General features: G+C 56.9%; 20 protein-coding genes, 3 rRNA genes and 1 riboswitch. Of the genes, 6 read left to right on the top strand and 17 right to left on the bottom strand.

Annotated elements, in window-relative coordinates; genetic code table 11:
- Positions 1 to 23: 23 nt before the first annotated feature.
- The 11 genes from recN to ACLI1M_RS05635 form a co-directional block, all read right to left on the bottom strand.
- Complete coding sequence (recN, locus tag ACLI1M_RS05685; protein ID WP_239208313.1) at positions 24 to 1,685, bottom strand: DNA repair protein RecN; 1,662 nt, start codon at positions 1,683 to 1,685, stop codon at positions 24 to 26.
- Entirely contained in the window at positions 1,685 to 2,569 is an 885-nt protein-coding gene (locus tag ACLI1M_RS05680) for an NAD kinase (RefSeq protein WP_023021614.1), read from the bottom strand. Before ACLI1M_RS05680 ends, recN begins: the two co-directional genes overlap by 1 nt.
- Complete coding sequence (locus ACLI1M_RS05675; protein ID WP_411706721.1) at positions 2,566 to 3,372, bottom strand: TlyA family RNA methyltransferase; 807 nt, start codon at positions 3,370 to 3,372, stop codon at positions 2,566 to 2,568. The genes ACLI1M_RS05680 and ACLI1M_RS05675 overlap by 4 nt, the downstream gene beginning before the upstream one ends.
- Complete coding sequence (locus ACLI1M_RS05670; RefSeq protein ID WP_005324658.1) at positions 3,372 to 3,533, bottom strand: hypothetical protein; 162 nt, start codon at positions 3,531 to 3,533, stop codon at positions 3,372 to 3,374. The genes ACLI1M_RS05675 and ACLI1M_RS05670 overlap by 1 nt, the downstream gene beginning before the upstream one ends.
- Positions 3,524 to 4,507 (bottom strand): HAD-IIA family hydrolase, encoded by a 984-nt coding sequence (locus ACLI1M_RS05665; protein ID WP_200287549.1) that lies wholly within the window; start codon positions 4,505 to 4,507, stop codon positions 3,524 to 3,526. The genes ACLI1M_RS05670 and ACLI1M_RS05665 overlap by 10 nt, the downstream gene beginning before the upstream one ends.
- Positions 4,507 to 5,316: a hypothetical protein gene (locus ACLI1M_RS05660; RefSeq protein WP_234288096.1), complete on the bottom strand. Its 810-nt coding sequence runs from the start codon at positions 5,314 to 5,316 to the stop codon at positions 4,507 to 4,509. The genes ACLI1M_RS05665 and ACLI1M_RS05660 overlap by 1 nt, the downstream gene beginning before the upstream one ends.
- 468 nt (positions 5,317 to 5,784) lie before the next feature.
- Positions 5,785 to 5,902, bottom strand: a 5S ribosomal RNA gene (gene rrf, locus ACLI1M_RS05655).
- 135 nt (positions 5,903 to 6,037) lie between these two features.
- A 23S ribosomal RNA gene (locus ACLI1M_RS05650) occupies positions 6,038 to 9,103 on the bottom strand.
- Between the two features lie 468 nt (positions 9,104 to 9,571).
- Positions 9,572 to 11,089 (bottom strand): 16S ribosomal RNA (locus ACLI1M_RS05645).
- The 16S, 23S and 5S rRNA genes sit together here, the layout of an rRNA operon.
- A 636-nt stretch (positions 11,090 to 11,725) precedes the next feature.
- Positions 11,726 to 13,012: a tyrosine--tRNA ligase gene (gene tyrS / locus ACLI1M_RS05640; RefSeq protein WP_023021619.1), complete on the bottom strand. Its 1,287-nt coding sequence runs from the start codon at positions 13,010 to 13,012 to the stop codon at positions 11,726 to 11,728.
- A 64-nt stretch (positions 13,013 to 13,076) separates the two neighbouring features.
- Positions 13,077 to 13,250: a Trm112 family protein gene (locus ACLI1M_RS05635; protein WP_034656461.1), complete on the bottom strand. Its 174-nt coding sequence runs from the start codon at positions 13,248 to 13,250 to the stop codon at positions 13,077 to 13,079.
- A gap of 148 nt (positions 13,251 to 13,398) precedes the next feature.
- Positions 13,399 to 13,513, top strand: a riboswitch (TPP riboswitch).
- A 1-nt stretch (position 13,514) separates the two neighbouring features.
- Between ACLI1M_RS05635 and thiC the strand changes: the two genes are divergently transcribed.
- From thiC to ACLI1M_RS05605, 6 genes are read left to right on the top strand one after another with little or no spacing between them, the layout of a single operon-like run.
- Entirely contained in the window at positions 13,515 to 15,446 is a 1,932-nt protein-coding gene (thiC, locus tag ACLI1M_RS05630; RefSeq protein ID WP_023021621.1) for a phosphomethylpyrimidine synthase ThiC, read from the top strand.
- 28 nt (positions 15,447 to 15,474) lie between these two features.
- Positions 15,475 to 16,140 (top strand): thiamine phosphate synthase, encoded by a 666-nt coding sequence (locus ACLI1M_RS05625; protein WP_259825613.1) that lies wholly within the window; start codon positions 15,475 to 15,477, stop codon positions 16,138 to 16,140.
- Complete coding sequence (thiO, locus tag ACLI1M_RS05620) at positions 16,133 to 17,341, top strand: glycine oxidase ThiO (RefSeq protein WP_248100396.1); 1,209 nt, start codon at positions 16,133 to 16,135, stop codon at positions 17,339 to 17,341. Before ACLI1M_RS05625 ends, thiO begins: the two co-directional genes overlap by 8 nt.
- A gap of 24 nt (positions 17,342 to 17,365) precedes the next feature.
- Entirely contained in the window at positions 17,366 to 17,569 is a 204-nt protein-coding gene (thiS, locus tag ACLI1M_RS05615) for a sulfur carrier protein ThiS (protein WP_200287553.1), read from the top strand.
- A 10-nt stretch (positions 17,570 to 17,579) separates the two neighbouring features.
- Positions 17,580 to 18,368 (top strand): thiazole synthase, encoded by a 789-nt coding sequence (locus ACLI1M_RS05610; protein WP_023021625.1) that lies wholly within the window; start codon positions 17,580 to 17,582, stop codon positions 18,366 to 18,368.
- Entirely contained in the window at positions 18,368 to 19,543 is a 1,176-nt protein-coding gene (locus ACLI1M_RS05605; protein ID WP_248100394.1) for a ThiF family adenylyltransferase, read from the top strand. The genes ACLI1M_RS05610 and ACLI1M_RS05605 overlap by 1 nt, the downstream gene beginning before the upstream one ends.
- A 137-nt stretch (positions 19,544 to 19,680) precedes the next feature.
- Here the strand turns inward: ACLI1M_RS05605 and ACLI1M_RS05600 are convergent, their stop codons facing one another.
- The 6 genes from ACLI1M_RS05600 to ACLI1M_RS05575 all read right to left on the bottom strand — a co-directional run bounded on the left by ACLI1M_RS05600 (position 19,681) and on the right by ACLI1M_RS05575 (position 25,918).
- Entirely contained in the window at positions 19,681 to 19,854 is a 174-nt protein-coding gene (locus ACLI1M_RS05600) for a Trm112 family protein (RefSeq protein WP_248100392.1), read from the bottom strand.
- A gap of 56 nt (positions 19,855 to 19,910) precedes the next feature.
- Positions 19,911 to 20,948: an ornithine cyclodeaminase gene (locus tag ACLI1M_RS05595; protein ID WP_248100390.1), complete on the bottom strand. Its 1,038-nt coding sequence runs from the start codon at positions 20,946 to 20,948 to the stop codon at positions 19,911 to 19,913.
- A gap of 12 nt (positions 20,949 to 20,960) precedes the next feature.
- Positions 20,961 to 22,478, bottom strand: a complete 1,518-nt coding sequence (locus tag ACLI1M_RS05590; RefSeq protein WP_248100388.1) for an amino acid permease — start codon at positions 22,476 to 22,478, stop codon at positions 20,961 to 20,963.
- 218 nt (positions 22,479 to 22,696) lie between these two features.
- Positions 22,697 to 24,127 (bottom strand): argininosuccinate lyase, encoded by a 1,431-nt coding sequence (gene argH / locus ACLI1M_RS05585; RefSeq protein WP_248100386.1) that lies wholly within the window; start codon positions 24,125 to 24,127, stop codon positions 22,697 to 22,699.
- A gap of 6 nt (positions 24,128 to 24,133) precedes the next feature.
- The gene (locus ACLI1M_RS05580) at positions 24,134 to 25,354 is read right to left on the bottom strand and encodes an argininosuccinate synthase (RefSeq protein WP_023021630.1); all 1,221 of its coding nucleotides are present in this window, start codon (positions 25,352 to 25,354) and stop codon (positions 24,134 to 24,136) included.
- Between the two features lie 81 nt (positions 25,355 to 25,435).
- Positions 25,436 to 25,918, bottom strand: a complete 483-nt coding sequence (locus ACLI1M_RS05575) for an arginine repressor (RefSeq protein WP_049358438.1) — start codon at positions 25,916 to 25,918, stop codon at positions 25,436 to 25,438.
- Between the last annotated feature and the right edge of the window lies 1 nt (position 25,919).

Below are 25,919 nucleotides of genomic sequence, written 5' to 3'. Positions count from 1 at the left end.
CTATTGTGACGTGATTATTGTTTCTAGTGGGTTAGGCGCGCGGAAGCTTCTTGCTGTGCCCGCTCAAAAAGCTCCTGCGCGTGCGCGCGACCAGTCTCCGTATCATCCAAGCCTGCCAGCATGCGCGCCAACTCCTCCACGCGCTCGTCCTGCGAAAGCTCGGCCACACCAGAAGTGAATTTTTCCTTCGAAACATGCAGGTGTGCATCGGCATACGCTGCTACCTGCGGCAAGTGTGTTACCACGATAACTTGGTTGTGCACGGCCAAACGTGCCAGGCGGCGGCCAATTTCCACCGCCGCGCGTCCGCCCACACCGGCATCTACCTCATCGAAGACCAAGGTGGCGCCGTCCTCATCCGCTAGCACCACCTCCAAGGCCAACATGACACGGGAAAGTTCGCCGCCTGAAGCTGCAGACGCGATCGGCTTTCCGTTCAGCTGCAGCTCGGCCGCGTCCGCGCCAGTTTTAGAATATTTCGCCTGCGTCAACTCAACCGTCAACGTTGAATTCGGCATGGCTAGGCCGTGCAGCTCTTGCGTGACCTGCTCCCCCAAAGCCTTCGCCGCTTGCCGGCGCCCCTTTGTCAGCTCCCCAGCCCGCTCAACCATCACCGATTCAGCGTCCTTGACCTGCTTTTTCAATTCCTCTAGGGCTTCAGTTGAGGTATCCATGGATTCGAGCTTTGCTGCAGCTTCATCCCGCCAAGCTATAACTCCGTCAATATCCCCGGCATATTTGCGGGTCAGTGTACGAAGCTCCTGCTGGCGCTGCAAGGACTTTTCTAAAAGCTGCGGATCCGCCGGCAACCCGGCCAGATACCCTCCCAGCTCGCCGGAAATATCGCCCAGTTGTGAAGAAATCTCACTGAGCCGTTCGCCCAAGGCGGCCAATTCCTTGTCGGTAGTCCCCGCCAATGCCGAAACCGCCCGGCCCAGCAACGCCGAGGCAGCCTCTTCCAGTTCCTCGGTGCCGTCGATAGAAGCCAGTGCAACTTCCGCGGATTCGCGAAGACCGTCGACGTCTTGCAGCTTGCGAACCAGCTGCACCAGCTCCTCATCCTCACCCGGCTCCGGCGCAACGCCGTCGATCTCATCCACCGCGAACTGCAGGCGATCAACCTCTTGCGCGAGTTCGCGGCGCTGCTCTGTACGCCGCTTATAGTCCTTTGCCAAACGGCGCCATTCTTTAAAAGCCTCGGTATAGCGACGGCGTACCTCGGTCAACGTAGGATCCGCACGGTCTACTGCACCCAATTGTTCCTCGGGAGCAAGCAAACGCAGCTGATCATTTTGCCCATGGACCGTAATAAGTTCGCGGGCAAATTCGCCTAAGGTTGCCGCAGGCACCGCCCGACCACCCAAATAGGCCCTCGATCTACCTGCAGCAGAAACCGTCCGGGAGACGATGTATTCTCCATTTTCATCGGGCTCCCCACCTACTGATTCGACCAACTCGCGGATAGAATCTTTCCCCGAGGAAAAATGCCCCTCTACTGCTGCTTTCTTCGCCCCATCCCGCACCCGGGAGGCATCCGCGCGTCCACCTGCTAAAAGCCGCAATCCAGTAACCACCATGGTCTTGCCCGCGCCAGTCTCACCAGTAAGCACGGTTAGACCAGTAGAGAGCTCCGCGGAGCTCTGGCTAATAACGCCCAAGTCATTAATGGAAATATCGACGAGCACTACTTCTCCTTCGGCCCGCGCCACCCTTCTACGGGCAGGCGCAGCTTCGAGACTAAACGGTCAGTAAAAGGTTGGTCATCCAAGCGTACCCATCGCACCGGACGCGCGCCTCGCACTACCTCCACGCGAGCTCCCGGCGGCATTGCGAGCTCACGGAAACCATCCAAAATCACGGTCGCCGGAGTTGTACGCATGGTTGATTCAACGGCAACTAAAGAATTGGGCGAGACGACTAGTGGCTTAGTAAACAAAGCGTGCGCATTATTCGGTACTACCAAAATCGCATCGAGAGAGGGCCACAGCACCGGCCCGCCAGCCGAAAACGCATAGGCGGTCGACCCAGTAGGCGTGGAGATGAGCACCCCATCACAACCGAAGGAAGACACCGGCCTGCGGTCAACTTCCAAAATTGCGTCCAATACTCCAGAGCGATTTTGGTTTTCTACCGAAGCCTCATTCAGAGCCCAGCTGCGATTGAGAAGGGTTCCTTCCTCGTCAAAGATGGTGACATCGATGGTGAGTCGATCCTCAATGCGGTACCTTTTGTCTATGACCCGCACTAAGGCCTGATCTAGGGATTCGACTTCCCACTCAGCCAGAAATCCCACATGCCCGAGGTTGATTCCTAGCACCGGAATATCCACAGAACGTGCCATATCCGCTGCACGGAGGAAGGTTCCGTCTCCACCGAGTACCAGGACTAATTCGCACCCCGAAGCCGCGTCTTCGGTGTGGGGGACGTGCTTTAGCCCAGGCAAGACCTTCTCGTCCGCGCACACTCGAACAGTAATCCCGGCATCTTGTAGCAGCTCCGCTGCTCGCGACGTTGCCTGCAGGTTCTGCTCGCGGTTGGCATGAGGCACCAACAGGATCTCACGGGTCATTGCGGGCCTTCCTCGACTGCACGGTCAATCATTTCTTCTACTCTAGCCAGATCCGTGGGAGCGCCGTCCTTTTTCAGCCACAGGAAATACTCCACGTTGCCACTTGGCCCAGGCAGCGGGGACGCTACAGCTCCGTGCATGCTCAACCCAAGGGACAGGGCAAACTCAGCGACTTCCTTGGTTACTTCCTTGCGCAGTTCCGGTGAACGAACGACACCACCGCTTCCGAGGCGCTCTTTGCCCACTTCAAATTGCGGCTTCACCATGGGCAATAACCAGGCACCATCCTTTAGGCATTCCACAATGGCTGGCAATACGAGCCGGAGGGAGATAAAGGACAGATCTCCAACCATGCCGTCACAAGGGCCGTCGGTAAGCTCGAGCGTCAGATTCCGGATATTGGTACGGTCGAGAACTTTTACTCGATCGTCGTTTTGGAGGCGCCAGAGCAGCTGTCCGTAGCCGACATCCACAGAAAGAACTTCCTGCGCGCCGTATTCTAAGCACACATCAGTAAAGCCACCGGTAGACGCGCCGGCATCAAGAATGCGACCATTCATATCGACGTCGAACGCCGCCAAGGCGCCCAAAAGCTTGTGCGCACCGCGGGAGGCCCACTTATCTTCCTCGGACTCCTCCACCTTGATGGAGACCTCTGGTTCTACTATCGACGCCGGCTTTTGTGCCTTGAAACCACCGACCGTGACACGGCCGGACTTGATCATTTCCCGGGCCTGCTCACGAGAGCGCGCAATCTTCCGGCGCACCAGCTCCGCGTCTAACCTACGACGTTGAGGGGGCATTAATTCTCCTGCAATGCATCGCGCAACACATTGTGGGCGCGATCAAGCTGATCTACTTCAGCGGCCAAATCCGCTGCGTCTTCTCCAAGGATCTCTGCTACTTCCGCATCGATCTCTGCCGGCTCCTTGACAGCCCGAAAATCATGCGGCTTTACCGCCATTGCGCAACAACCCTTTCCGCACGCTCGCTTCGCGGCTGAATATAGCGGGGCGGTGACGGCATGGCCCATGCAACTTCCAACACGGTGCGCAATGCCTGAACGGAGGTAGATTTTTCGTCACCGCCCTCGAGCAGAAGATCATGTCCATCACACCGAGCAGTAAATCCACCCTGTGCTCCAGGTCGGGCAACAGAGACCGGCAAAGCCAGTTCATGCATACCTGCACCAATAAAGTTGGGGCGCGCCTCCACAGGTGCCTCAATAAGTTCTAGTTCCCCAGAAACACCGGTAAGCACATGGAAGGTATTCATGGCAGCAGAATTACCACCGGCAATATCGGTATCCAAACGGTCGCCTACAGCAAGCGGTTTTTTCGCACCAATTTGCTTCGCCGCAAAAGTAAACATGGCCGGCTCAGGCTTTCCAGCAGACACCGGCTCTACCCCGGTGGCGGACTGGATGGCGGCCACGAGGGAACCATTGCCCACGGCAAATCCCCTCTCGATAGGCAGGGAAGTATCTAGGTTCGATGCGAAAAACTTCGCTCCCTGGCGGATGGCCAGAGCCCCTTCAGTCAATTGCTCCCAGCCAACAGAACGGTCAAAACCCTGCACAACAGCGGCAGGCTTGTCATCAGCGCTGGAGACCACCTCAAAGCCCATCTCGCGGGCCAAATCACGGAAGGAATCAGCACCAATAATGAGGAGTTTCGAGGTGGCTGGCACCTCATCCGCCACTAATTGAAGGACTGCTTGGGCAGAAGTAACAATCTGCTGCGTGGTCGCCTCGAGCCCTATATCTGCCAGCATCTTCGACACTGCTTCTGGGCTGCGCGAAGCATTGTTGGTCACGTACACCGCCGGCACACCACAGGTATTGATGACGTCCACCACGTTAGAAAGTGGGCGGCCGCCTTCCCACACGGTGCCATCTAGATCGAGCAGAAGAGCATCGTGTTTGCTTAGAACCGTCACTACTTACACTCCTCTAAGCGCTCCGCTGCATCGGTCCAGTCGCCCTCATCAATCGACACTGCGTGTTCAAACCAATCCTTGGCCTCATCTTTCCGGCCAGCTTCCAGCAGTGCGTTGGCGTAGGCATAAGCCAGGCGGCATGCACCTATACCGCGTGCATCGCGATCAGGATGAGCGCGTTGGATAGTTACGACGGCAGACTCGGCTTGGCCCATATCTAAGCGGGCTCCGGCTAAAACAATCGCTAGCTCAATTTTAGATTCATCATCTAGGTCGGCCGCCTCATCCGTGCGCCCAAGCTCGAGCGCCTTTTCTGGGCGTCCCAAGCCGCGCTCACAGTCAGCCATTACGGCCAGCAGCCCAGGCCCGCCGGAAATACGCCGGGATGCACGCAATTCAGCGAGCGCTTCCTTCCACTCGCCAGCACGATATGCGGCAATACCATTGACCTCTCGGGCGATAGCCACGCGGCCGGCACGGTCCTTAGCAGCACGTGCATGGCGCAAGGCAAGCTTGGGATCGTCTTCCATCCAGGTCGCAGCCATGATCATATGCTTGGCGACGGCCTCGGAGTTCTCCTTCGAGAGCGATTTTAGGTCCTGCAGAACCATGGGATCCAAATCGTTGACATCCACCTCTGCCGGGATGTCTGGATCACTCATGCGACGATTGATGCGTTCCTCACGGTAACCGGAGCGTTGCGGCGAAAAAGACTTCTTCTTGCGAGAGTCACCCTTAAAATCACGGCCTTTGTTATTGCGTGGCTTACGGTCACGTCCACCTCGCCCGTTGTGATTGCGCTCCGACATTCAGCCCTACCCTTTCTTGGTTGGAACTAGCACAGAAATACCGGCCCTATTCTACAACCCCAAGCGAAAAAGCCGGAATTTAGATCCTCTTGCGCTGCCGCAGCGTGAGCCATACAGCGCTAGGCCAAACGCTCGCCCAGACCGGTTCAATGAGACGGCGATCGATCCTACTAGACGCAAATACATTGCCAGGACCACCCACAGTGGAAAGCCACTCTGCCCCGTAACGCCCCACAACTCTTCACCGCCGACCGGCCGCGCAGTTGTACGAGCGTGCAAAAGGACACTAGGAGGCTTAATCGCTCATTGCGTTCCTGAACGCTCCGCGGACGCCCTAGTGCCGTACTCCTGGCTTTGCAGATGAGCCCTTCCACCAGCTGGGAGGGCTGGTAAAACGCAAAAAGAAGAGGGCGGTGATGTGCCGTCCTCTTCTTTGTTGTTTGTATTGAGTTTTGTGTTGTTGTTTGGTGTCGGCGGTGACTTACTCTCCCACAACCTCCCGGTTGCAGTACCATCAGCGTGTGCAGGCTTAGCTTCCGGGTTCGGAATGGGACCGGGCGTTTCCCTGCAGCTATTGACCACCGACAAACCTTCAGAACATCTACCCTCTTTTTAATGGGTGTTCGGGTGTTGTGTCAGATACTGCATAGTGGACGCGGTCACGACAGTGACAAATTTGTTTCTTGTTTTGTTGCTTTTTGCCAGCACACATAGTGTGTGTTGGTGTTTGTTGTGGTCAATTAGTACCAGTAGCCTTCACACCTTACAGTGCGTCCAGGTCTGGCCTATCTACCCTATCGTCTTTAGGGGACCTTAACGAAACCTCATCTTAAAACAGGCTTCCCGCTTAGATGCTTTCAGCGGTTATCCCTTCCGTACGTAGCCAACCAGCGATACCCCTGGCGGGATAACTGGCACACTAGAGGTACGTCCGTCCCGGTCCTCTCGTACTAGGGACAGCTTTCTTCAAGTTTCAACGCGCGCGGCGGATAGAGACCGAACTGTCTCACGACGTTCTGAACCCAGCTCGCGTGCCGCTTTAATGGGCGAACAGCCCAACCCTTGGGACCTACTCCAGCCCCAGGATGCGACGAGCCGACATCGAGGTGCCAAACCATCCCGTCGATATGGACTCTTGGGGAAGATCAGCCTGTTATCCCCGGGGTACCTTTTATCCGTTGAGCGACACCACATCCACAAGTAGGTGCCGGATCACTAGTCCCGACTTTCGTCCCTGCTCGACATGTCTGTCTCACAGTCAAGCTCCCTTGTGCACTTACACTCACCACCTGATTGCCAACCAGGCTGAGGGAACCTTTGGGCGCCTCCGTTACATTTTGGGAGGCAACCGCCCCAGTTAAACTACCCACCAGGCACTGTCCCCAACCCAGATCATGGGCCAAGGTTAGATGCTCAATCCGATCAGAGTGGTATTTCAACAACGACTCCACCACCACTAGCGTGATAGCTTCCAAGTCTCCCACCTATCCTACACAAACCGAACCAAACACCAATACCAAGCTATAGTGAAGGTCCCGGGGTCTTTTCGTCCTGCCGCGCGTAACGAGCATCTTTACTCGTAGTGCAATTTCACCGGGCCTGTGGTTGAGACAGCAGAGAAGTCGTTACGCCATTCGTGCAGGTCGGAACTTACCCGACAAGGAATTTCGCTACCTTAGGATGGTTATAGTTACCACCGCCGTTTACTGGGGCTTAAATTCTCAGCTTCGCCAACAACGTTGACTAACCGGTCCTCTTAACCTTCCAGCACCGGGCAGGCGTCAGTCCATATACATCAACTTAACGTCTTCGCATGGACCTGTGTTTTTGATAAACAGTCGCTTCCCTCTATTCTCTGCGACCCCACAACGCTTAACACCGCAAGAGTGCTCACATCGTAGGGCCCCCCTTCTCCCGAAGTTACGGGGGCATTTTGCCGAATTCCTTAACCACAGTTCACCCGAACGCCTTAGTATTTTCAACCTGACCACCTGTGTCGGTTTAGGGTACGGGCCATACACACACATCGCTAGAGGCTTTTCTCGACAGTACAGGATCACCACCATCAACCCCAATGGGTCTACGCATCACGCCTCAACCAAAATGTGCGGCGGATTTACCTACCACACGGTCTGCACGCTTACACCACCAATCCAATAAGTGGCGTGGCTACCTCACTGCGTCACCCCATCACTTGAACCACACATCAGGCCCCACGACATCAACACCACCAGACTTCAAAGAAGACCAGCAATGCATCCGCGGTGGTTAGTATCAGTGCTTTATCATGGGCGCGCATGTACGGGTACCAGAATATCAACTGGTTATCCATCGACTACGCCTGTCGGCCTCGCCTTAGGTCCCGACTCACCCTGGGAAGACGAACTTGACCCAGGAACCCTTAGTCATCCGGCGGATAGGATTCTCACCTATCAATTCGTTACTCATGCCTGCATTCTCACTCGCACACAGTCCACGCCTCCTTACGGTAACGCTTCAACCCATGCACGACGCTCCCCTACCCAACAAAAAATTGTTGCCGCGGCTTCGGCGGTGTACTTGAGCCCCACTACATTGTCGGCGCAGAACCACTCGACCAGTGAGCTATTACGCACTCTTTCAAGGATGGCTGCTTCTAAGCCAACCTCCTGGCTGTCTTCGCGATCCCACATCCTTTTCCACTTAGTACACCCTTAGGGGCCTTAACCGGCGATCTGGGCTGTTTCCCTCTCGACTATGAAGCTTATCCCCCACAGTCTCACTGCCGTACAACACAATTAGTGGCATTCGGAGTTTGGCTGACATTGCTAAGATTGTAGTCCCGCTCAACCAACCAGTCGCTCTACCTCCACCAAGCTATAATACGACGCTGCACCTAAATGCATTTCGGGGAGAACCAGCTATCACGGAGTTTGATTGGCCTTTCACCCCTACCCACAGCTCATCCCCGCAGTTTTCAACCTACGTGGGTTCGCGCCTCCACAACCTCTTACAGCTGCTTCACACTGGCCATGGGTAGATCACCCCGCTTCGGGTCCAGGACATGCCACTTTGCACCCCATTAGGATTCGGTTTCCCTACGGCTACCCCACACGGGTTAACCTCGCGACATGCCGCTGACTCGCAGGCTCATTCTTCAAAAGGCACGCCATCACACACACGGTGCTCTGACGGATTGTAAGCACATGGTTTCAGGAACTATTTCACTCCCCTCCCGGGGTACTTTTCACCATTCCCTCACGGTACTCATACACTATCGGTCACACTGAGTATTTAGGCTTACCGGGTGGTCCCGGCAGATTCACAGCAGATTCCACGAGCCCGCTGCTACTCGGGCAACCCAACAACCCACACATCATCATCTTCAGCTACAGGACTCTCACCTACTCCGGCAGGCCATTCCAAACCACTTCACCTAACAACAATGCGAGGGCGCGGCAATGGTAGTCACCGCACATCAGGGCCCACAACACCGCACACACAACCCCTACCAGGTATCACATGCACACGGTTTAGCCTCATCCACGTTCGTTCGCCACTACTAGCAGAATCATTATTATTTTCTTCTCCTACGGGTACTGAGATGTTTCACTTCCCCGCGTAAACCCCCACAACAGCTATGAATTCACTGAAGGGTAACCCCACATAACCAGGGCCAGGTTTCCCCATTCGGACATCCTCGGATCAACGCTTAATTGACAACTCCCCGAGGCTTAACGCAGCCTTTCACGTCCTTCATCGGCTCAGCATGCCAAGGCATCCACCATGCGCCCTTAATAACGAACACACAAACCACCACACACAAAAAGCGCGGGCGGCCACACAAGTGAACTTGACAAAATAAACACAAAAAAGAAATCACACAAACACACACAACACACCACACAAAGCGCAGCACGTCATACGTGTTTAATGCTCGCGTCCACTATACAGTTCTCACACAACACCCCAACCACAAACCAGCACACACAAACCATGCACACCAGCAAAATGGTCAGGCACCAAAAAAGGGGATAATGCCCCAGACACCCAACAATGCACCAACATACAAACAAATACTTTTTTCAAACTGTGCACGACACTGTGTGTCACAAAGCGCCATTCAAACACTCGGTCTTTGTCTTAAAGGTGTATCTTCCACCCGGAAATTTTCAAACAAACAACGTTGGCAGCATGACACTCGCACACTCAACCAACACCCACCACAAAGTGGCAGGACAAGGCACAACTGTGCCCGAATAATAAAGCTCCTTAGAAAGGAGGTGATCCACCCGCACCTTCCGGTACGGGTACCTTGTTACGACTTCGTCCCAATCGCCGATCCCACCTTCGACGGCTCCCTAACAAGTTTGGGCCACCGGCTTCGGGTGTTACCAACTTTCATGACGTGACGGGCGGTGTGTACAAGGCCCGGGAACGTATTCACCGCAGCGTTGCTGATCTGCGATTACTAGCGACTCCGACTTCATGGGGTCGAGTTGCAGACCCCAATCCGAACTAAGGCCGGCTTTCAGCGATTCGCTCCACCTCACAGTGTCGCTGCGCGTTGTACCGACCATTGTAGCATGTGTGAAGCCCTGGACATAAGGGGCATGATGATTTGACGTCATCCCCACCTTCCTCCGAGTTGACCCCGGCAGTCTCTCATGAGTCCCCAACCAAATGCTGGCAACATAAGACAAGGGTTGCGCTCGTTGCGGGACTTAACCCAACATCTCACGACACGAGCTGACGACAACCATGCACCACCTGTACACCAGCCACAAAGGGAAAGACTATCTCTAGCCCGATCCGGTGTATGTCAAGCCCAGGTAAGGTTCTTCGCGTTGCATCGAATTAATCCACATGCTCCGCCGCTTGTGCGGGCCCCCGTCAATTCCTTTGAGTTTTAGCCTTGCGGCCGTACTCCCCAGGCGGGGCGCTTAATGCGTTAGCTACGGCACGAAAGTCGTGAAAAGACCCTCACACCTAGCGCCCACCGTTTACGGCATGGACTACCAGGGTATCTAATCCTGTTCGCTACCCATGCTTTCGCTCCTCAGCGTCAGTAACTGCCCAGTAACCTGCCTTCGCCATCGGTGTTCCTCCTGATATCTGCGCATTTCACCGCTACACCAGGAATTCCAGTTACCCCTACAGTACTCAAGTTATGCCCGTATCGCCTGCACGCCCGGAGTTAAGCCCCGGAATTTCACAGACGACGCGACAAACCACCTACGAGCCCTTTACGCCCAGTAATTCCGGACAACGCTCGCACCCTACGTATTACCGCGGCTGCTGGCACGTAGTTAGCCGGTGCTTCTTATCTAGGTACCGTCACAAAAAGCTTCGTCCCTAGCGAAAGGAGTTTACAACCCGAAGGCCGTCATCCCCCACGCGGCGTCGCTGCATCAGGCTTGCGCCCATTGTGCAATATTCCCCACTGCTGCCTCCCGTAGGAGTCTGGGCCGTATCTCAGTCCCAATGTGGCCGTCCACCCTCTCAGGCCGGCTACCCGTCGCCGCCTTGGTAGGCCATTACCCCACCAACAAGCTGATAGGCCGCGAGCTCATCCTACACCGAAAAAACTTTCCAACCATCACACTAAAAATGGCTCCTATCCGGTATTAGACCCAGTTTCCCAGGCTTATCCCGAAGTGCAGGGCAGATCACCCACGTGTTACTCACCCGTTCGCCACTCGAGTACCCTGCAAGCAGGGCCTTTCCGTTCGACTTGCATGTGTTAAGCACGCCGCCAGCGTTCGTCCTGAGCCAGGATCAAACTCTCCACAAAAAAATTTCAGAACAAATCCGAAACAGGCCGTGAAAAGCCCGAAACCCAACAAAAGAACAAACCACCACAAACCACACAAAATGCAGCTCATGCTGGCGTCCAAAAAATTACTACAAAGAAAAAATAAACAGTCCCCTCAACCCGACGGGGTCAAAAAGAGGAAACCAAAAAAGGTAAACACAATCACATGCCAACCAATCCATCTCAATGCAGCCGAAACACCAAACAGCATTCAAAAAGGTACGTGTTCCACATACCCAACCGGCACACACCAACCAACAAACCACTAAGCCTGCTGGCAGACAAACCAATCAACACACAACCATGCACACAAAAAATAAAAAGTACATTGGCACACTATTGAGTTCTCAAACATCATCACCAACCAACAGAAATTAACTTCCCGTTAACCTCTCATCGGCAGCCCGTACAAACCTACTCAACTCAAAGAACAAAATCAAATCATCGAACCAAGTCCGTACAAAATGTCACCATCAAGTAACCTCCCGGCTACCTCTCAGCGACTTCGATAAAGCTACACCCCACACCTAGAAACACACAAATCCCCTGGTAAATGGCCAATAACCGTTACCAAGGGATCATGTAGCTACCTTATTGACACGAAGCGTGACGGCATTAGGAAGGATTCACAACCCGTGCCCCAGCGAAGCGCTTCTTGCCCTTGCGCAATACCAGCCACGAGCCATGCAGGAGGTCTTGGGAAGACGGAGACCATTCGATGTCCTCGATGCGCTGGTTATTCACGTATGCACCGCCTTCACCCACAGTGCGGCGCGCGGCACCCTTCGATTTCTCCAATCCCGCACCTACCAATAGATCCAGGATCGTGGCATCCGAGCTGACTTCCGCTACCTCGGTCTCCTGCAATGCAGAAGACAGGGTGGCCTCGTCCAAATCCTGTAACTCCGCCTTACCGAACAAAGCTTGAGAGGCCAGCTCCACTGCTTCGGTGGCTTGTGCGCCGTGGACCAGTGTGGTCATTTCTCGCGCCAACACTCGCTGCGCCTCACGCTTGTAGGGTTCCTCCTCTACCTTGCGCTCCAGATCCGCGATCTCCTCCTGAGTCAAGAATGTAAACCAACGCAGGTAATCGATAACCACCGCGTCTCCAGCATTAATAAAGTACTGGTACCAGGAGTATGGGCTGGTTAGCTGCGGATCCAACCATAGCTTGCCGCCGCCGGTGGATTTGCCGAACTTATTACCCTCGGCGTCCGTCACCAGCGGTACCGTCAGGCCGTGGACTTTCGCACCATTCACGCGCCGGTTCAGATCCACACCGGAAACGATGTTGCCCCACTGGTCGCCACCGCCAATCTGCAGGACACAGTCGTACTCATTGTGCAGGTGCACAAAGTCGTTAGCCTGCAGCAGCATGTAGGAAAACTCGGTGTAGGAAATGCCATCGGACTCCAAGCGGCGCTTAACCGTATCGCGGTCCAGCATGGTATTCAGCGAGAAATTCTTACCGATATCGCGCAGGTACTCGATGACGTTGATCTGGCTAATCCAGTCCGCGTTGTTCACCATCACCGCTGGGCTTGAAACGTCACTCTCATCGGTGAAGTCCACGAAAGATTCAAGTTGTGTCTTGATCATCTGCATATTCTCTGCGATCTGCTCTTCCGTGAGCATAGAACGCTCCCCAACATCACGTGGGTCACCAATCATTCCCGTCGCACCGCCGGCCAGCGCGATTGGACGGTGGCCGAATTGCTGAAAGCGTTTCAGCATAATCAGTGGTACTAGGTGCCCAGCGTGCAGCGAGCTTCCCGTCGGATCGAAACCGCAGTACAAGCTGATCGGGTTCTCTGTGGCCTCTTTCAAAGCCTCCAAATCCGTGGACTGGTTAATGAGCCCGCGCCATTCCAGTTCGTCAACAATGTTCGTGTTGTTAGTCATACGTAGGTGCTCCCCTGTTCCCTAATTATCTAAGTGTCTGCTTTTCCAGAGCGTGTGGCTTTAGTTACTTGGACCCAATGGGCCAGTCCTTAGCCTCGTCCACCAGCAGGACCGGAATGCCGTCCTGCACCGGATAGGCCTTGTTCAGCCTAGGGTTAACCAAATAGTCGCCGTGATCCTCCAGCGGTTGCTTGTCGATCGGGCACGCGAGGATCTCTAGGAGCTTCTGATCAATCATGCTGTTAAGTCTAACCCGTGCCCCAGCCATCCCACCGAGTGACTCTCTGTAGTTGTTTACCGCTTTTCTACTTTGCTCATTGAGGCTGTCCAATCAACCGTCCGCCCTAGGACTTAACACGCGGGTGCTGTGCGTTACAGTAGGAAGTGCAACCGAACACGGGCGCTCGAGGTATCGAGCTGAGATCGCGCTGTAATCCCCGCGCGAGTACCGCTAGAACCTGCCTGGTTAGAACCAGCGAAGGAAGAATGAGGAGAGACTTTTATGACGGATCCGTCTACACAGCACACCCGCACTACCATCCCGAATGACGACTATGGTGCGGAAATCCACCCGAAGCACAGCTTCGCCCCCATCGAAAAGCAGGTGGAATCCTTCGGCAAGACCTTCACCCTACAGGTGCCGGAAACCGAAGTTCAGCTGGACGATTCCCCAACGGGCCCGAATCCACCGCAGAAGCTCTACCGCACTCGCGGCCCCTGGGCCGAACCGACCGAGGGCCTGGAGGCTTTGCGCAGTGAGTGGATCGAAGCCCGCGGTGATGTAGAAGCCTACGAGGGCAGGCGCCGCAACCTGTTGGATGACGGTAACCGCGCCCTCAAACGTGGCGAGGCCAGTGACGAATGGAAAGGCGCTAGCCGCCAGACGCTGCGGGCCAAGGAGGGCAAGCGCGTAACCCAGATGCACTACGCCCGCCAGGGTATTATCACCCCGGAGATGGAATACGTCGCACTGCGCGAACACTGCGACGTAGAAAAGGTGCGCGAGCAGGTTGCCTCCGGCAAGGCGATCATCCCGAACAACATCAACCACCCGGAATCTGAGCCGATGATCATCGGCAATGCCTTCAATACGAAGATCAACGCCAATATCGGTAACTCCGCGGTGAGCTCGTCCATCCGCGAAGAGGTAGACAAGCTGCGCTGGGCCACCCGCTGGGGTGCAGACACCGTAATGGACCTATCCACCGGTAACGACATTCACACCACTCGCGAGTGGATCATGCGCAACTCCCCGGTACCGATCGGTACCGTGCCGATTTACCAGGCACTCGAGAAAGTCGACGGCGTGGCCGAGGACCTGACCTGGGAAATCTTCCGCGATACCGTGATCGAACAATGCGAACAAGGTGTGGACTACATGACGATCCACGCCGGCGTACGCCTGCCCTTCGTGCCGCTGACCACCAAGCGCGTAACCGGCATCGTTTCCCGCGGCGGTTCCATCATGGCCGGCTGGTGCTTGGCTCATCACAAGGAGTCCTTCCTGTACGAGAACTTCGACGAGCTGTGCGAGATCTTCGCCAAGTACGACGTTGCGTTCTCTCTGGGCGACGGCCTGCGCCCAGGCTCCATCGCCGATGCCAACGACGCAGCCCAGTTCGCTGAGCTGAAGACCATCGGCGAGCTAACCCACCGCGCCTGGGAGTACGACGTTCAGGTCATGGTCGAAGGCCCAGGCCACGTGCCGCTTAACATGGTGCAGGTTAACAATGAAAAAGAGCAGGAATGGTGCGGCGGCGCACCGTTTTATACCCTGGGGCCGCTGGTCACCGATATTGCGCCTGGCTACGACCACATTACCTCCGCCATCGGTGCGGCCAATATCGCCATGGGAGGTACCGCAATGCTGTGCTACGTCACCCCGAAGGAGCACCTTGGCCTGCCGAACAAGGACGACGTGAAGACCGGTGTAATTACCTACAAGGTCTCCGCCCACGCCGCCGACGTCGCCAAGGGCCACCCTGGCGCCCACGAGTGGGACGATGCGATGAGCAAGGCGCGCTTCGAGTTCCGCTGGCACGATCAATTTGCCCTGTCCCTAGACCCGGATACTGCCCAGTCCTACCACGACGAAACTCTGCCCGCGGAGCCGGCAAAGACCGCTCACTTCTGCTCGATGTGTGGACCTAAGTTCTGCTCCATGCGGATCAGCCAGGACATCCGCGACGCATTCGGTGACAAGATCGATGAGGCTCTGGCCACCGACCAGAAGCAAACGCTAGTCAAGGACCTCGGCTTGCCAGGCTTCGGGCGCCAGAGTGTAGACGGAGAACGCGTCACTAATACCGAAGGCGAAGAAGAAATGGCCGAGGAGTTCCGCCGTGCGGGATCCAAGCTGTATCTAGACCGCAATGAGGCCAAGGAAGTGGCCGAGGATCTGGAGAAGGAAGCAGCGATCCCCAGTGAGCGCTAAGCCTCGCCCTGCTGCGCAGGGTAGCCACCTGGATCTGCGGTGCTACCACGTTACGGGAGCACCGCAGGAAAAGGTCGTCCAGGTTGCCGCGGCAGCGGCCGCCGGTGGTGCGGGCGTGATTCAAGTGCGCAGCAAGCCCATCAGCGTGCGCGATCTGACCGCCCTAGCTATCGACGTTGCCGCGGCAGTCGAGGAAGCCAATCCGGCAACGAAGGTGCTTATCGATGACCGAGTGGATGTAGCGGCCGCCCTAATGGATGATCACTACATCCACGGCGTACACATCGGCCAAGACGACTTGAACCCGCACCTGGCGCGGCAGATTCTTGGCGAGGATGCGATCATCGGGCTGACCACCGGAACCCTAGAGCTAGTGCAGGACGCTAACGAGTACGCAGATGTGATCGACTACATCGGTGCCGGTCCGTTCCGCCCCACCCCGACGAAAATCTCCGGCCGCACTCCGCTGGGGTTGGAAGGCTATCCCCCACTCGTGGCGGCCTCGGCCGTTCCGGTCGTGGCAATCGGCGATGTACAGGCCACCGATGCCGCAGCACTGGCCCAAACCGGTGTGTCTGGTGTGGCGATTGTGCGTGCCTTCATGGACTCCGATGATCCGACTACCTTGGCGACCACGGTTGTGCAAGCTTTCGATCGGGTGAACGGGAATGCAGCAATCGGTTCACATGAATAACACTGTTCTCAGCCCGGGCAACCACCCCGATAGTCAGAAGCTACGCGCGGAGCACGCCATCATTGGCGCGGGAATCATCGGGCTGGCCACGGCATTCGAATTGGTGGAAGCGGGCGTATCCCCACAAGAAATCGTCGTGGTCGATCCCCAGCCCATTAGCGGTGCCACGTTCGTGGCCGGTGGCATGCTGGCGCCGGTTGCGGAGGTGCAATACCGGCAAGAGCCGCTGTACCCGCTGATGGTGGCTTCGGGCGAGATGTTCCCCAACCTGCTGGCCAGGTTAGGTAAGAAAACTACCGCACCGACCGGGCACCGCAGTGAACCCACCCTGGTGGTGGGTGCCGACCGCGCCGATGGCGTGCACATCCGCGAGTTGCTGGCGCTGCAGCAAAGACACGGTATGGATGCCCAGGCGCTGACACTACGGCAAGCCCGAAGGCTAGAGCAGGGGCTAAGCCCCCAGTTGGCGGCGGCAGTGGAAATCCCGGGCGACCATCAGATCAACCCGCGCATGTTCAGCGCGTGCCTGTTGGACTACCTGCAGCAAGCCGGAGTTCGCTTCGTGGCGACGGCCGCAACGCGCATCAACGGGCACGATGTACAGCTCACCGATGGCCGAGTGGCCACCGGCGACACGGTCTATCTCTGCAACGGGCTAGGTGCCAAGGACGTAGACGGCTGGTTCGAGGGTGTCAATCCCCTAGCGCTACGGCCGGTGTACGGTGACATGCTGCGGCTGCGGGTCCCAGACGCGCTGGTGCACACCAGTGGCGAACCGCTTACCCGAGTGGTGCGCGCATTCGTGGAGGACCGGCCGGTTTATGTCATCCCCCGCACCGATGGCACCATCGCCGTCGGTGCAACCAGCCGCGAAGACAACCGCAAAGGTCCTTCTGTAGACGGTGTGCACACGCTTCTTCGAGACGCCATCCGCGTGGTTCCTGGGCTAGAGGATTGCGAGTTCATCGAAGCCATCGTCGGCGCCCGGCCCGGCACACCAGATGATCTGCCCTACCTTGGCAAGGTGCGCGACGGGCTGGTGATCTCCACCGGCTACTTCCGCCACGGAATCCTGTTGTCCGCCTTTGGGGCTAAGGTAGGTGCCCAGTTGGGGTTGGGCACCTACCCCGCCAACGGGTTGGAGATAGACATCTCTGCCTGCGATCCACTACGCCACGCCCGATACAGCCCACCCCGATAGCCACAAAAGAAAGGAATAAGCACCATGGAATACACGCTTAATGGAAAGCGCCGCAGCAGCGAGGGGCATATCACCGTGGCTGCCGTCGTAAAAGCAGAGACCGGCGATGCCTCGCCGAAAGGCGTCGCCGTGGCCGTCAATGGCGACGTGATCCCAGCCAGCGACTGGTCTTATGAAGTTACCGACGGCGATGAAATGGATATCCTGATCGCCGTGCAGGGCGGGTAGGGCTTTACTCATGCTTTCTATCGCAGATAAACAATTCGATTCGCACCTAGTGATGGGAACCGGCGGGGCAAGTAGCCAGGCTATGTTGGAACAATCCTTAGTTGCCAGCGGTACACAGCTGACCACCGTTGCCATGCGTAGGCACAGTGCCACGAGCGCTAGCACCGGTGGGGAATCCATCTTCGAGCTCTTGCAGCGATTGGGCATTGACGTGCTGCCCAACACTGCTGGGTGCCGCACCGCTCGGGACGCAGTAACAACCGCCAAGCTAGCCCGCGAGGCGCTGGGCACCAATTGGGTGAAGGTGGAAGTTATCGCGGATGACCATACGCTTCTGCCCGACGTGGTAGAGCTCGTGGATGCCTGCGAGATGCTGGTTGCTGAAGGATTTGTGGTGCTGGCATATACCAGCGACGATCCGATCGTCGCCAAGCGTCTAGAAGACGTGGGCGTGGAAGCGGTGATGCCTTTAGGCTCGCCCATCGGCACGGGCCTAGGCATCCTGAACCCGCACAACATCGAGCTGATCTGTTCGCGCACCCATGTTCCCGTGCTGCTGGATGCCGGTGTGGGCACGGCCTCCGATGCTGCACTGGCCATGGAGCTGGGCTGCGATGGCGTGCTTTTAGCGAGTGCTATTAACCGCTGCCAGGACCCCATGGCGATGGCCACTGCAATGAAATACGCCGTGGAAGGTGGCCGGTTGGCCCGGCAAGCTGGCCGCATTCCGAAACGGCAGCACGCCGTGGCCTCGTCATCATTCGAGGGGTTGGCTAGCTGGGAAGACAAAGTCCTGTAATGAGCCCACTGCCCCGTGAAGAGTTGTACAGAGTAGCCCGCCAAACCCTATTGCCTGGCTTCGGCATCCCCCAGCAAGAGGCGCTGCACGGCACCCACGTGTTCGTCATCGGCGCTGGCGGATTGGGCTGCCCCCTGATGCAGCAGCTAGCTGCCGCCGGTGTTGGCGAAATCTCTGTGATCGATGACGACACGGTGGATCTCACTAACATCCACCGCCAGATCCTGTTCGGCACCCACGATGTGGGAAGGCCCAAGGTGGACGTCGCCGCCGAAAAGCTCCGGCAGCTGCAGACCGGCATCGTAGTACATGCGATTCGCGACCGTTTTACCGTCGACAATGCCGTGGGCTACCTTCGTGGGGTGGACATCCTAGTGGATGGTTCTGACACGTTTGCCACCAAGTTCCTAGCAGCGGATGCTGCGGAGATCACAGGCACCCCGCTGGTGTGGGGCTCGGTGCTTCGCTACCGGGGCGACTGCGCAGTGTGGTGGTCTGGGCCCGGCGCCGAGTCCGGCGTGGGCATGCGCGACCTCTATCCCCTGCAACCCGACCCAGATTCCGTGCCGGATTGCGCCACCGCCGGTGTGCTGGGCGTAACCACCAGCGTGGTCGCGGGCTTGATGTCCACCGAGCTAATCCAGTTCGCAACCGGCATGAACCACGACCGGGTGGGCTTGTTGAGCATCTACGATGCCCTGACCGCCTCCATCACTCACTTCCGCGTGCCCCACGACCCGGCACGCGAGCTAACCATACAGCTGCAGCAAGACTACGGTAGCGCAGCTTGTGCCGTGCCGGATGCCGATGCTGCCGCTGCCGCTGCCACTGCCCCCGAGATGTTCGAAGATCTGCGCGACGGTGCCACGGCCATCGACGTGCGCGAGGCCGGGGAGGCTGCCATAGATGATTTCTTTTTTGCTGCCGGCACAGAGCATTACCATTTACCAACCTCCGTGTGGCAGGACGATCCAGAGGTGGCGCGCTGCCTGCTCGATTCCCTGCAGGCCGAAGGGCAGCGCAAAGCGTGGGTATACTGTGCTTCCGGCAAGCGATCGGCCCACTTCATCTCGACCTTCGCCGCGGATGCAAAACAGCGTGGTATTAATATGCTAAACGTCGCAGGCGGCATAACAAGCCAGCCCGCAGCGTTCCACGGAATACCTAAGCACTAGCTAGACAATGATGTCGATGACAAGGTGATTCGGGTTTTCCGGTAGGTCCACCTTGAACTTCGCGTTGGATTCATAAAAAGGTGCTGGGGAGTCACCTGTTTAGCACAGAGTATCCAGACTTTACATAGAATCCAGATTCAGGAGGGCCATTTCATCGCGTGGCCTACCAGAATTACTGGAACGTCATCTTCAATGGGATAGGCAATACCCAGCCGCTCGTTGACGAGGACCTGTTTATCTTCCAGATATGTCAAAGGGCCCTTGTCTTGCGGGCAGACAAGGACCTCTAGCAACTTCGGGTCAAGACTCATGCGCCTTATCTTAGCGGGTAAAGGAAGAAGTTGGATCCCTCTACCCCACCTTGGCCTTAAAGAAGGGACGGAACGTTAGCCACCAAGGAGAAGAGATCCTTGGGATCATCCGGGTTGGCAATGATGTCGATCTCAGACTCCAATTCGGTTCCCTTGACGGAATCGCGCAGATAACGCAGGGCGGAGAAGTCGTTAATAGCGAATCCGACATCGTCGAAAAGCGTGATCTGCTCATCGTCATCACGGCCGGTGGCCTGGCCGGTGAGCACCTGGTAGAACTCGACAACCGGGAAGTCTTCCGGCTTCTGCTGAATTTCGCCCTCGATGCGAGTCTGCTCCGGGAATTCGACGAAGACCTTGGACTTGTCCAGAATGGAGCTTTCCAGCTCGGTCTTGCCTGGGCAGTCACCGCCAACAGCGTTGAGGTGGACACCTGGGGCGACGTGGCGCTCGGCCAGAATCTGGTTCTGTGCCTTGTCTGCAGTGCAGGTGGTAATAATGTCTGCACCAAGAACCGCCTCGTCGACGCTAGAGCAGGCAGTGATATTAAAGCCCAGTGGCTCCAGATTGCGCTTGAACTTCTCTACCGCCTCAGGGTCAATGTCATAAATAGTGATGTCCTCGATGCCCATCACGCCACGGAAGCCCAAGGCCTGGAATTCAGACTGGGATCCGGCACCGACCATGGCCATGCGCTTGGAGTCCTTGCGCGCTAGGTGCTTTGCCACCATGGCGGAGGTTGCAGCAGTACGCAGTGCGGTAAGCAGCGTCATCTCGGCTTCGAAGGTGGGGTAGCCATTGTCGACGTCGGCAAGCACGCCAAAGGCGGTAACGGTCTGGAAACCACGGGCCGGATTGGACGGGTGGCCGTTGACGTACTTGAAGGAGTACTCCTTACCGTTAGAGGTCGGCATGAGCTCGATGACACCGAATGGGGTGTGGGAGGCAACGCGCGGAATCTTGTCAAAGCGCTCCCACTCGCGGTAGTCAGCCTCGAGGTAGTCCACCATTCCGGTAATGATGTTTTCAACGCCCTCGCGCTGAATCCAGCGCGCCATATTTTCTACGTCTACGAACTTAACTGCGTGGTTCATAAAAGTTCCTTTCTATTTCTTTGGGTGAAGGTCTGTTTGCGGTGCGGCCGGGAAACTGGAGGTTGGCAGATGCTTGGCCTTCCTCTCTTCCGCGATTGTACGAATACGGTCGCGCCATGCGTACCACATTGCCATAAAGACCGGAACGAGGAGCAGGGTCGATGCAAGTGCAAAAGTGCCGATTGGATAATCAAAGGCCATCAAGATAATGACTAGGCCAATGAAGATGAGCACTGCCCAGTCTCCGCCTTCGCCAAACGGCGAGCGGTATCCCGGTCGGGTATAGCTTCCGCTCTTGGCTAGGCGCACAAACTTGAGGTGCGAGAGCGCAACTGCCGCCCAGGACGCCAATGTACCCAAGGCTGCCAGGTTGAGCACGATTTCAAACGCCATCTCCGGCACCACATAGTTGAGGAAGACGCCTACCAAGCCCACCATGGCCGCCATGACGATGCCGCCGTAGGGAACACCAGACTTGGACATGCGAGCGCCAAACTTCGGGCCGGAGCCGGAGGTGGACATGTTGTACATGATGCGCCCGGTGGAATACAGGCCAGCGTTGAGCGAGGAAATCGCAGCAGTGATAACAACAAGCTGGAAAATCGGAGCCGCCGCGCCAACGCCGAGGGACTCAAAGAAGGTCACGAACGGCGAAACGTCTGCGACATAGTTAGTGTATGGCAACACCAAGGTCAGCAATAGCACGGAGCCGAAATAGAAAATCAAGATGCGGAGCAGCACATTGTTGACTGCGCGCGGGATATGCTTTTCTACATTTTTAGTCTCACCGGAGGTGGTTCCAACAAGCTCGATGCCGGCGTAGGCAAAGACGACACCTTGGACAACGATGACGGCAGGCATGAGGCCATTGGGCAGCCAGCCACCGTTATCAGAAATGAGGCTAAAGCCGGTGGGATCGCCGCTCGGGTGGCCAAGAATAAGGACACCGATGGCCACCAACATGAAGATGATCAACGCGACAATTTTGATGAGGGAGAACCAGTACTCCAGCTCGCCGAAGATCTTCACCGAGAGCATGTTGAATACAAGGATGCCGCAGATAACAACGAGGGCCAGTGCCCACTGCGGAACGGCGTCGAGCCACGACGTGTACTGGCTAAACCACTTGATGTAGATAGCTACGGCTGTGCCGTCCGCCACCAAGGTCATCGCCCAGTTTCCCCAGTACAACCAGCCTGTGACAAAAGCGGTCTTCTCACCGTAGAACTCACGGGCATAGGAGACGAAGGAACCGGAGCTGGGGCGATAGACAATGAGCTCGCCAAGAGAACGCAGGATGATATAGCCAAAGAAGCCACAAATAAGGTACAGCACCGCTAGGAACGGTCCGGCGTCTTGCAAGCGGCTACCGGTACCCAAAAGAAGACCGGTACCAATGGCAGAACCGATGGCGATCATCTGGAGCTGGCGATTGCCCATCCCCTTTTGCAGGCCGTGGTCTTCCGAAGCGTAGACCGCCTTCTCGTGCTCGTGCGGCCCCGCTGTGGGCGGCGGCGAATTTACTGTCATGGGAGAGATCGTCCTTTCATTGACATGAATGAGTCTGTTAAGTCACATTCTCTGCAAGGATAGTACCGCACCACATTGTAACCCACGTCACCGGCACCCCCATTGTGTTCAACAATGCAGTTGGGGGGTTGGGAATAGGGGCTAATCCCCTACCCCCACATCTAGGCACAAAAGAACCGCATGGCCTACGGCCATGCGGTATTCCGAGGGAAAACTAGTTAGCGCAGTGGAGTCTGCGCCCAGGTACGGGCAGCGGCGGCCCGTTCACGTGCCTTTTCCCGTTGCTCTGCCACTCGAGCGCCGGCCGTGCCACCCTTGGTGTCACGAGAAGCCACTGCTCCGTCGATGGTGAGCACTTCGCGGACGCCCGGCTTTAGCCGCTTGTCGACGCCCGCTAGGTCCTCGTCGCTGAGGTCGATTAGGTCCACCCCACGTTCCTCAGCAATCCGTACGCAGGCGCCGGAGGCTTCGTGCGCTTCACGGAAAGGAACACCTTGACGGACCATCCATTCGGCCAAATCGGTAGCCAGCGTAAACCCCCGCGGAGCCAACTCGCGCATGCGGTCCTCATGAAACGTCAGCGTCGATACAAGACCGGTCATCGCCGGCAGCAGCAGGTTTAGCTGCGCCACCGAGTCAACGATAGGCTCCTTGTCTTCCTGCAGGTCGCGATTATAGGCCAGCGGCTGAGCCTTCAGCGTGGACAAAAGCCCAGTGAGATTGCCAATAAGGCGGCCAGTCTTGCCGCGGGTAAGTTCCGGCACGTCCGGATTCTTCTTCTGCGGCATGATGGACGAACCCGTCGACCAAGCATCATCAAGCGTGACATAGCCGTATTCCGGTGTGCACCAATAGATGATTTCTTCCGAGAGGCGGGACATATCCACCGCGATCTGCGCCAAAACGAAGGCAGTCTCGGATGCGAAGTCACGAGCCGCAGTGCCGTCCAAGGAGTTTTCAGCAGCGGAGTCGAACCCTAGCTCTTCTGCAATCGACTCTGGGTCGAGCTGCAAAGATGAACCAGCAAGCGCGCCAGAGCCATAGGGAGACACGGCTAGGCGCTTGTCCAAATCCTGCAGGCGCTCGATATCGCGCAGAAGCGGCTGCGCATGGCCCAAAAGTTCGTGTGCTAGCAGAATTGGTTGCGCGGCTTGCGAGTGAGTCTTGCCCGGCATGATGGCATCGGGATGGGATGCGGCTTGATCGGCCAAGGCATCCACCAAGTCGCTCACCTGGGCGGCGGTATCACGAATGGCATCGCGTACCCACATGCGAAACAGCGTCGCTACCTGGTCATTACGCGAGCGGCCAGCACGCAGGCGACCGCCTACTTCCGGCCCGACAATCTCAATGAGCCCGCGTTCCATCGCACCGTGGACGTCCTCATCTGTCGGCGCCGGGCGGAATTCGCCAGAATCCACCTTCTCCCCTAGCTCGGTGAGACCGGCGAGCATGGTGTCCAGGTCGGCGTCGGATAGCAAGCCTGCCTTGTGCAGCACTTTGGCATGCGCCTTGGAGGCTAATACGTCATAAGGCGCGAGGACCCAGTCAAAGTGGGTGGATACAGAGAGGGCAAACATTGCCTCGGAGGGTCCGCCGGAAAAGCGGCCGCCCCACAGGGCACCTTCATTAGTCTTATGTGATTCCATATGCTTCTACTTCTGGGCGCTGGTCGGGAAACCGCCATCGCGGTCGCGCTGATTGGAAATCTGGGTAGACAGGCCGTGCAGCTGAACAAAGCCCTTTGCGGCGGTTTGGTCGAAGGAATCGCCGGTGTCATAGGTGGCAAGATCAAAGGAATACAGCGACTGGCCAGAGCGGCGCCCGGTCACCGTGGCGGTGCCGGCGTGCATGCTTAGGCGAATATCGCCGGTGACGTTTTCCTGAGATTCCGCAATGAAAGCGTCCAGGGAACGCTTCAGCGGCGAATGCCAGAGGCCGTCGTAGACCTCCTCGGACCAACGAGCATCGGTGAGGCGCTTGTAGCGAGCCAACTCGCGCTCCACAGTGACATCCTCTAGCGCTTCGTGCGCTTGGATAAGGACCATTGCACCCGGAGCTTCGTAGACCTCACGGGACTTAATGCCCACCAAACGGTCCTCGACCATATCTAGGCGACCAATACCCTGTGCACCTGCGCGGCGGTTGACCTCTTCAATGATCTGCAGCGGGGACATCTTTTGGCCATCTACCGCCACGGGGATGCCCTTTTCAAAGGAGAGGATAATTTCATCCGGGGCATTGCCCAGACCCGGGTCCTCGGTGTAGGCGTATAGGTCCTTTGTCGGTGGATTCCACAGATCCTCTAGGAATCCAGTTTCGACGGCGCGGCCCCACAGATTCTGGTCGATAGAAAATGGCGAGGAGGCGGACTGCTCAATTGGCAGGTTGATCTCCTCCGCAAAGGCGATGGCCTTATCGCGGGTCCACGCATAATCACGTGCAGGAGCGATAATTTCGAGAGAAGGATCCTGGGCACGGAAAGAAACCTCAAAGCGTACCTGGTCATTGCCCTTGCCGGTGCAACCGTGGGAGACGTGGGTGCCGCCAAATTCCTGGGCAGCCTTAACAAGGTGCTTGGTAATGAGCGGACGGGAAATGGCCGATACTAGCGGGTACTGCTTCATATACATGCCGTTTGCCTGAATGGTGGGAACGCAGTACTCCTCTGCGAACTCATCCTTGGCATCGATAACGATGGACTCTACGGCACCGCAGTCAAGTGCACGCTGGCGCACCGATTCCATATCCTCGCCACCTTGACCCAAGTCCAGGGAAACGGCAACAACATCGCCGCCGGTCATTTTTGCCAGATACGGAATAGCAACAGAAGTATCAAGGCCACCGGAGTAGGCCAAGACTACGCGTGCGGACATGGTAAATCTCCTCGATCTATTGGAAACAATTCATTTAAGTACATAATATACGACGGTGGTAAGAATTTCCACTCCCACCGTCTAAAGATTCCGCGTGGTAAGCGTCACGGCCAAATCTGCGCCTGTGACACCCTCGCGCGCCAAGACGAAAATGGTGTCATCACCGGCGATACAACCAATGACATCGTGCAGCCCTACCCTGTCAATAAAACTAGCCAGGTACTGGGCCGCGCCAGCTGGCGTGCGCAGCATCGCAATATTGCCGGAAGAATCATGGGATACCACCAATTCATCGAGCATGCGTCGCAGCTTTTCGCGGGGCCCGCCCACCTGATCTTCAAATTGCTCCAGCTCACCGCCGACCATGTAATAGGAACGGCCGCCATCACGCTTTACCTTCTTCGCTCCCAACTCATCCAAGTCACGGGACAAAGTAGCCTGCGTGATGTCAATGCCGTCTGCGAGAAGCAGCTCGGATAGCTGCACCTGGCTGGTGACGCGATTGCGGTCCAAAATCTCTAGAATCTTGGCCTGCCGAGCATTGCGGGTGGTCGGGGTGTTCATT

Source organism: Corynebacterium sp. LaCa54 (genome assembly GCF_046717495.1).
In the GTDB taxonomy this organism is placed as follows: domain Bacteria; phylum Actinomycetota; class Actinomycetes; order Mycobacteriales; family Mycobacteriaceae; genus Corynebacterium; species Corynebacterium kefirresidentii.
The sequence above is the reverse complement of the archived record's forward strand: the minus strand, read 5'-3'. Positions and strand labels throughout refer to the sequence as shown.

Excerpts from the sequence above, each read along its gene's own strand:
- ACLI1M_RS05575 (WP_049358438.1), bottom strand. The coding sequence starts at position 25,918 with ATGAACACCCCGACCACCCGCAATGCTCGGCAGGCCAAGATTCTAGAG.
- ACLI1M_RS05605 (WP_248100394.1), top strand. The coding sequence starts at position 18,368 with ATGAGCCCACTGCCCCGTGAAGAGTTGTACAGAGTAGCCCGCCAAACC.
- ACLI1M_RS05635 (WP_034656461.1), bottom strand. The coding sequence starts at position 13,250 with ATGATTGATCAGAAGCTCCTAGAGATCCTCGCGTGCCCGATCGACAAG.
- ACLI1M_RS05610 (WP_023021625.1), top strand. The coding sequence starts at position 17,580 with ATGCTTTCTATCGCAGATAAACAATTCGATTCGCACCTAGTGATGGGA.
- thiS (WP_200287553.1), top strand. The coding sequence starts at position 17,366 with ATGGAATACACGCTTAATGGAAAGCGCCGCAGCAGCGAGGGGCATATC.
- argH (WP_248100386.1), bottom strand. The coding sequence starts at position 24,127 with ATGGAATCACATAAGACTAATGAAGGTGCCCTGTGGGGCGGCCGCTTT.
- ACLI1M_RS05660 (WP_234288096.1), bottom strand. The coding sequence starts at position 5,316 with ATGTCGGAGCGCAATCACAACGGGCGAGGTGGACGTGACCGTAAGCCA.
- ACLI1M_RS05590 (WP_248100388.1), bottom strand. The coding sequence starts at position 22,478 with ATGACAGTAAATTCGCCGCCGCCCACAGCGGGGCCGCACGAGCACGAG.
- ACLI1M_RS05680 (WP_023021614.1), bottom strand. The coding sequence starts at position 2,569 with ATGACCCGTGAGATCCTGTTGGTGCCTCATGCCAACCGCGAGCAGAAC.
- ACLI1M_RS05600 (WP_248100392.1), bottom strand. The coding sequence starts at position 19,854 with ATGAGTCTTGACCCGAAGTTGCTAGAGGTCCTTGTCTGCCCGCAAGAC.
- ACLI1M_RS05675 (WP_411706721.1), bottom strand. The coding sequence starts at position 3,372 with ATGCCCCCTCAACGTCGTAGGTTAGACGCGGAGCTGGTGCGCCGGAAG.
- ACLI1M_RS05595 (WP_248100390.1), bottom strand. The coding sequence starts at position 20,948 with ATGAACCACGCAGTTAAGTTCGTAGACGTAGAAAATATGGCGCGCTGG.
- thiO (WP_248100396.1), top strand. The coding sequence starts at position 16,133 with ATGAATAACACTGTTCTCAGCCCGGGCAACCACCCCGATAGTCAGAAG.
- thiC (WP_023021621.1), top strand. The coding sequence starts at position 13,515 with ATGACGGATCCGTCTACACAGCACACCCGCACTACCATCCCGAATGAC.
- tyrS (WP_023021619.1), bottom strand. The coding sequence starts at position 13,012 with ATGACTAACAACACGAACATTGTTGACGAACTGGAATGGCGCGGGCTC.
- ACLI1M_RS05670 (WP_005324658.1), bottom strand. The coding sequence starts at position 3,533 with ATGGCGGTAAAGCCGCATGATTTTCGGGCTGTCAAGGAGCCGGCAGAG.
- ACLI1M_RS05580 (WP_023021630.1), bottom strand. The coding sequence starts at position 25,354 with ATGTCCGCACGCGTAGTCTTGGCCTACTCCGGTGGCCTTGATACTTCT.